We start from the raw sequence: 5,319 nt of genomic DNA, 5'->3' as shown, positions 1-5,319 counted from the left end.
TTCAACGATCCGAGGAGTCGACCCATCGGGGTACGAGCTCCCGCAACAATCACAGAACTGGTCACGATTTCCTCCGGCTGCAAAAGAGACATAGTCGTCGGTTCCGTGCGGCCTAAGAGCCAAGTCACATCCCGACGTGTACTCCTCAAACGGTAGCGCTACCGTGAAAGGTATGACACAGACCTCCCCCAGTTCTGCACTCGCACCTTTGTCGTCCGACCTCGTCGTCGCGATCGATCACGTCGGAATCGCGGTGCCCGATCTCGACGCGGCAATCGCGTGGTACACGCAGCACCTGGGAATGGTGTCGACCCACGAGGAAATCAACGAATCGCAGGGCGTGCGCGAAGCCATGCTCTCCGTCGTCGGCTCCCCCGCCGGATCCACTGCCGTTCAGCTGCTCGCACCACTGGACGAGAACTCGACCATCGCCAAGTTCATCGACCGAAGCGGCCCCGGACTGCAGCAGCTCGCCTACCGGGTCACCGACATCGACGCCATCTCCGCCGAGCTTCGCGAGCGCGGCGTTCGGTTGCTGTACGACGCTCCCCGGCGCGGTACGGCCAACTCGCGCATCAACTTCATTCACCCGAAGGACGCCGGCGGCGTCCTGGTGGAACTGGTCGAACCCGACGCGAGCCACTAGCAGACCCGACTCCAGCTCGTATGCCAGGTAGATTGTCGCCATGGCATACGAGCAGGACCGCGGTTCGATCCAACTTCCGTTCCAGATCGCACGGAAGGGATACGACCGCGACGAGGTACGTAACTACTTCGAGCGATTCGACGCGGAGCTGCGAGTTACCGCGGCCGATCGTGATGCTGCCGCTGCGCAGGCCCGTGACCTTGCCAAGCAGCTCGACGATGCACGCGACGACATCGACGACCTCCGCAAGGACGTCGACCGCCTCTCGGTACCGCCCACCACTGCGGAGGGCATGAGCGATCGCATCAGCCGCATGCTGCGCCTTGCCTCCGACGAGGCTTCCGAGGTGCGCGCGAAGGCCGAGGCCGACGCAGCCGAGATGACCTCCATCGCCGAACAGGACGGCGCCCGACTGCGCGGACACTACGAGTCGCTGATCGCCGAACTCGAGGACCGTCGCAATGCGATGGAAACCATGCACGAGCAGACCATGGCGCAGGCCCGTACCGAAGCCGCCCGGATCGTCGAAGCCGCACAGGCCGAGCGGGATCGCCTGGCTGCCGAGTCCGAGGCCAAGCGCACTCAGATCCGCGAAGACTTCGACATCTCGATGTCCGAGCGTCGCGCCAAGGTCGTCGCCGCCGTCAACGACCTGGAGTCGTCGAGCAAGGCAGAGGCCGAGCGTCGACTCTCCGATGCGTCGCACGAGGCTCAGCGCAGGCTGCAGGCCGCCACCGATCAGTCCGAGCGCAAGATCGCTCACGCGAAGGAACTGACCGAAGAACTGCGTGTTCTCCGTGGTCGAATTCTGGCTCAGCTCTTGGGCATTCGGGGACAACTCGATTCGGTTCCGGCCATGCTCGCATCGGTCAACCGGGAGAGCGAACTCCTCGATGCACCGCCCGCTCCGGTCATCGTCGAAGCCGAGGAAGATCTCGAGATCGAAGACAAGAAGGCCGACTCAGATCCGGTCGACTCAGAACCGAGTATCGACGAAGACGATGTGCTCGAGGACTCGGACGAGACCAACACCGCCGAGATCGACACCCGCGCCGTCGAGCAGCGAGCCCAGTCCCGGAACTGATCGACGCTCAGGACCACCGTCTGGTCAGGCTGCGAGTTCCGCGGCCTGACCAGCAGCCGGTGTGCCAGTGTCGACGTTCGTTCGCGCCGCCCGGTTCCGAAGGCCACGTCACCACATGGGCGACACCGGGCCTGATGTCGTGATCACAACCGGGGCAGCGATAGAACTTCGTCGCGTTGGAGCCGGGTATCGGCCTCACCATGTACATTTCACCGCCCGGCCCTGGCTCCTCCCGGACCAGCGCCCCGCCGAACAACACACCACTGGGTGACTGCGATTCCGCGCTCGAATCCCGAGCACGCCGAGTATCCGTTCGACGGGATTGCTTCGGCGAAGGTTTGCGGCGCGGCATGGTTCGAGTCTAAACAGCGTCAGAAAAGTCGGAACTCGGTGCTTTCGGTACCACGCAAGGCCTCGTAGTCCAAGACCAGGCAACGGATCCCACGGTCGTTGGCCAAAGTCTTTGCCTGCGGCTTGATCTGTTGCGCTGCAAAAACTCCCGTGACCGGCGCGAGCAGAGGATCGCGGTTGAGCAACTCCAGGTACCGCGTCAACTGCTCGACGCCGTCGATCTCGCCGCGGCGCTTGATCTCCACCGCCACCGATGCACCGTCCGCGTCACGGACCAGAAGGTCGACCGGCCCGATGGCCGTCATGTACTCGCGTCGTACCAACGTGTAGCCGGGGCCGAGTGTCTCGACATGCTCCGCCAGAAGTTCTTGAAGGTGTGCCTCGACTCCGTCCTTGATCAATCCCGGATCGAGACCGAGTTCATACGACGAATCGTGCTCGACCTCTTCGAGAGTGATCCGAAGCTCCTCGCCCGCCTTGTTGGTGACGACCCACAGGATGTCGTCGCTGTCGCCGGTGGTCTCGACCAACCAGCACGGCGGACTCATCCAGTTCAGCGGCTTGTACGCCCGGTCGTCGGCATGAATGCTGACCGAGCCGTCGGCCTTCACCAACAGCAGTCGTCTTGCGGTAGGGAGGTGGGAGGTCAGGCGTCCCACATAATCGACACGGCAACGAGCAATAACTAGGCGCACCGGACCACCCTAAGCGATCATTACGACTACTCTCGACACACTATGCAGCGAAGCCGTGTCCCGAGTGCGCCCCTGGGGTCGTGGCTGCTCGGATCCACCGACGAAAGCCCCAGGCGCCGCCGAATCCGCGTCCAGGCACTACTCACTGCCCCTCTCCTGGTCACCAACCTGATCGGAGCGGTGCTGGCGATCGTGCTCGTCGGATTCGTGGTTCCCGGACCCGAGATCATCCACCCCGAATTCGAGTGGATCAACTTTATTGCCGTGCCCGTCTTCATCGGGTGTGTCTTTCTCATCGGACTTCTGTGGGGCACCAAACGCCTCATGAGGGATCTCCGGTGGGCCACCGAGGATCACCGGCCAACCGAGCAGAATCAACGCGCGGCGTTGCGCGGGCCGTGGCGACTGACCCGAGTGCAAGCCGTCCTGTGGACGGCCGCGCTCATCACCTTCACGACCATGTACGGAATCGTCGACCCCGACACCATTCCGAAAGTTCTGTTCACCGTGGCTTTCAGCGGTATCACCACCTGCGCTTTCTGCTACCTGCTCAGCGAGTTCGCACTCCGCCCGATTGCGGCGCGTGCACTCGAATCCGGAGCGCCCCGCAAGGCTGCCGTTCTCGGACTGACCGGCCGGACGATCCTCGTCTGGCTGCTCGGAAGCGGAGTCCCCGTCACCGGCTTGATGCTCGTAGCGGTCTTCAGCTTCATCCGACCTGCTTCGTGGCAAGCCCTCGCGACCGCGATCCTCGTCATCGGCGGGATCACTCTGTGCGTCGGACTCGGACTGACGTACATCAACATCCGATCAGCCGCGGCCCCCATTCGGTCCGTACGCCGAGGCATGGAGCAAGTCACCCGTGGCGACCTCACCGCGTCCGTCGTCGTGTACGACGGGACCGAATTGGGACTGCTGCAGACCGGCTTCAATCGCATGGCCGAGGGCCTGCGCGAGCGCGAGAGGATTCGCGACCTCTTCGGGCGCCACGTCGGACACGAGGTTGCCGCAAACGCGGTTCGCCGAAACCCGGAACTCGGCGGTGAAGAACGAGACGTTGCCGTCCTCTTCGTCGACGTCATCGGATCGACCACGATCGCGGCCACCAACTCCCCTACCGCAGTGGTCGCTCTACTCAATCGATTCTTCGACGTCATCGTCGACGAGGTAGATGCACACGGCGGATTCGTCAACAAGTTCGAGGGCGACGCAGCGCTGGCGATTTTCGGAGCGCCGACGACACTCGACGATCACGCCGGCAGTGCACTCGCCGCCGCCCGCAAGATTCAGCAGCGCCTGCGTGCCGAAGTTCCGGAAGTGAGCGCGGGTATCGGCGTCGCTGCGGGAATTGCCGTTGCCGGAAACGTCGGTGCGCGAGAAAGGTTCGAGTACACCGTCATCGGTGATCCCGTCAACGAAGCAGCGCGACTGTCCGAGGTCGCCAAGACGGTTCCGGGTAACCTCGCCGCGTCCGGACGGGCTGTGGCCGCCGCTGACAGTGCCGAAGCCGCACAGTGGTCGATCACGGAGAACATCACCCTTCGTGGCCGCCTCGAACAGACCGAGCTCGCGATTCCCTGCGACGCCTTGGAGTCCGAGTCAACCCCGGCAGACTCTGTGCCCGTTCAGCCCTGATCTCACCGCCCACCCTGAGCGAACGGCACGTTCAGTCGATCCAAGGCGATGAACGCCACGTTCGCTCGATGACTTTCCCGCTTCCCGACGGTCTATATCGAAACAGCGGAAATCCGGCGATGCCGGGGAGATGGGTACGACTATGAAACTGACGACATTTACCATCGTCACTCTCGACGGGGTGATGCAAGGACTCGGTGGGCCGGACGAAGATCGACGCGGCGGATTCGAACGTGGCGGATGGTCCGCGCCACTGGTGGACACAGAAGCCATGTCTTACCTCGTCCAGGTCTACCAGCGCGCCGACGCCTTCCTGTTCGGTCGGCGGACTTACGAAATCTTCGCCGGCTATTGGGGCGCGTTCGAGAATCCAGAGGTCAACCCGATCGCAAGCGCCTTGAATACGCGGCCCAAGTATCTTGCCTCGACAACGGTCACCGATCCGCAATGGAAGAACACCACGGCCCTTACAGATGACACCGCCGCAGCGATCGGCGAACTGAAAGCCAGACCCGGCGGCGAGCTTCAGGTGCACGGCAGTGGCGAATTGTGCCGCTGGCTTCTCGCGAACGATCTCGTCGACGAGATGATCCTGCTGATCGTTCCGGTGGTCGTAGGCCAGGGCACGCGACTCTTTCCCGATACCGGACCGGATATCGCACTCGAGCTGGCCGAATCGCGAGCCACACCAAAGGGCGTGACGATCCAGCGGTATCTGCCCACTGGCCGGCCGAAGTATGCAACTGCCACCGCCGACGGCATCGAGTGATCAGGGCAAAGCGCCCGTCGTCCTCAGTCGTGCTTCCGCTCGTGATGGTGTGAACGGTACGTTCGGTCGATCTGAGGCGACGAAAGTGTCGTTCGCTCGATCCCGGACGGGGTGGTGAGTCGGCCGTGCGCTTCTGCTC

At 63.2% G+C, this 5,319-nt stretch carries 6 protein-coding genes; 4 read left to right on the top strand and 2 right to left on the bottom strand.

Annotated features, from left to right (window positions below):
- The first annotated feature begins 172 nt into the window (after positions 1-172).
- Both mce and H7C86_RS36450 read left to right on the top strand, forming a co-directional pair.
- On the top strand, positions 173-646 hold the full coding sequence (gene mce, locus H7C86_RS36455; protein ID WP_020723660.1) for a methylmalonyl-CoA epimerase: 474 nt from the start codon (positions 173-175) through the stop codon (positions 644-646).
- A gap of 40 nt (positions 647-686) precedes the next feature.
- A complete protein-coding gene (locus tag H7C86_RS36450) occupies positions 687-1,730 on the top strand; it encodes a hypothetical protein (RefSeq protein WP_019749164.1) in 1,044 nt (347 codons plus the stop codon).
- Positions 1,731-1,737: 7 nt separating this feature from the next.
- Here H7C86_RS36450 and H7C86_RS37825 read toward each other — a convergent pair whose 3' ends face one another.
- Positions 1,738-2,082 (bottom strand): hypothetical protein, encoded by a 345-nt coding sequence (locus H7C86_RS37825; protein ID WP_020908287.1) that lies wholly within the window; start codon positions 2,080-2,082, stop codon positions 1,738-1,740.
- 19 nt (positions 2,083-2,101) lie between these two features.
- Entirely contained in the window at positions 2,102-2,776 is a 675-nt protein-coding gene (gene nucS / locus H7C86_RS36445; protein ID WP_003945160.1) for an endonuclease NucS, read from the bottom strand.
- A gap of 42 nt (positions 2,777-2,818) precedes the next feature.
- Between nucS and H7C86_RS36440 the strand changes: the two genes are divergently transcribed.
- Positions 2,819-4,411, top strand: a complete 1,593-nt coding sequence (locus tag H7C86_RS36440) for an adenylate/guanylate cyclase domain-containing protein (RefSeq protein ID WP_182263472.1) — start codon at positions 2,819-2,821, stop codon at positions 4,409-4,411.
- A gap of 142 nt (positions 4,412-4,553) precedes the next feature.
- Positions 4,554-5,180 carry a dihydrofolate reductase family protein gene (locus tag H7C86_RS36435; protein WP_182263471.1) on the top strand — a complete coding sequence of 209 codons (627 nt, stop codon included), beginning with the start codon at positions 4,554-4,556 and terminating at the stop codon, positions 5,178-5,180.
- The last annotated feature ends 139 nt before the right edge of the window (positions 5,181-5,319 follow it).

It is taken from the genome of Rhodococcus sp. UFZ-B548, assembly GCF_903819475.1.
GTDB lineage: Bacteria > Actinomycetota > Actinomycetes > Mycobacteriales > Mycobacteriaceae > Rhodococcus_F > Rhodococcus_F erythropolis.
The sequence above is the reverse complement of the archived record's forward strand: the minus strand, read 5'-3'. Positions and strand labels throughout refer to the sequence as shown.

Excerpts from the sequence above, each read along its gene's own strand:
- mce (WP_020723660.1), top strand. The coding sequence starts at position 173 with ATGACACAGACCTCCCCCAGTTCTGCACTCGCACCTTTGTCGTCCGAC.
- H7C86_RS36450 (WP_019749164.1), top strand. The coding sequence starts at position 687 with ATGGCATACGAGCAGGACCGCGGTTCGATCCAACTTCCGTTCCAGATC.
- H7C86_RS37825 (WP_020908287.1), bottom strand. The coding sequence starts at position 2,082 with ATGCCGCGCCGCAAACCTTCGCCGAAGCAATCCCGTCGAACGGATACT.
- H7C86_RS36440 (WP_182263472.1), top strand. The coding sequence starts at position 2,819 with ATGCAGCGAAGCCGTGTCCCGAGTGCGCCCCTGGGGTCGTGGCTGCTC.
- H7C86_RS36435 (WP_182263471.1), top strand. The coding sequence starts at position 4,554 with ATGAAACTGACGACATTTACCATCGTCACTCTCGACGGGGTGATGCAA.